The 959-nt window shown below is 53.1% G+C and carries 1 rRNA gene; it reads right to left on the bottom strand.

Going from position 1 to position 959, the window contains the following annotated elements:
* Positions 1-959, bottom strand: a 23S ribosomal RNA gene (locus tag PQ474_RS26205); the annotation flags it as partial.

Here is a 959-nt window from a genome sequence, read left to right as displayed (position 1 = left end):
TTTCGTCCCTGCTCGACTTGTAGGTCTCGCAGTCAAGCTCCCTTTTGCCTTTGCACTCTACGAATGATTTCCAACCATTCTGAGGGAACCTTTGGGCGCCTCCGTTACTGTTTAGGAGGCGACCGCCCCAGTCAAACTGCCCACCTGACACTGTCCCTGAACCGGATCACGGCTCGAGGTTAGAATGTCAGCACAGTCAGGGTAGTATCCCACCAATGCCTCCACCGAAGCTGGCGCTCCGGTTTCCAAGGCTCCTACCTATCCTGTACAAACTGTACCAACATCCAATATCAAGCTACAGTAAAGCTCCATGGGGTCTTTCCGTCCTGTCGCGGGTAACCTGCATCTTCACAGGTACTATAATTTCACCGGGTCTCTCGTTGAGACAGTATCCAAATCGTTACACCATTCGTGCGGGTCGGAACTTACCCGACAAGGAATTTCGCTACCTTAGGACCGTTATAGTTACGGCCGCCGTTTACTGGGGCTTCAATTCAGAGCTTCTCGCGAACGATAACCCCTCCTCTTAACCTTCCAGCACCGGGCAGGTGTCAGCCCCTATACTTCGCCTTGCGGCTTCGCAGAGACCTGTGTTTTTGCTAAACAGTCGCTTGGATCTTTTCACTGCGGCTCTCTCGGGCTTGCACCCTAATAGAGCACCCCTTCTCCCGAAGTTACGGGGTCATTTTGCCGAGTTCCTTAACGAGAGTTCTCCCGAGCGTCTTAGAATTCTCTTCTCGCCTACCTGTGTCGGTTTGCGGTACGGGCACCTCTCACCTCGCTAGAGGCTTTTCTAGGCAGTGTAGGATCAGGAACTTCGGTACTAAATTTCCCTCGCCATCACAGCTCAGCCTTGTGTGAGAAGCGGATTTGCCTACTTCTCAGCCTAACTGCTTGGACGCGCATATCCATCAGCGCGCTTACCCTACCTTTCTGCGTCCCCCCATTGCTCAAACGGT

The organism is Halalkalibacter alkalisediminis (genome assembly GCF_028610705.1).
In the GTDB taxonomy this organism is placed as follows: domain Bacteria; phylum Bacillota; class Bacilli; order Bacillales; family Bacillaceae_D; genus Halalkalibacter; species Halalkalibacter alkalisediminis.
This window is presented reverse-complemented; position numbering and strand designations above follow the sequence as displayed.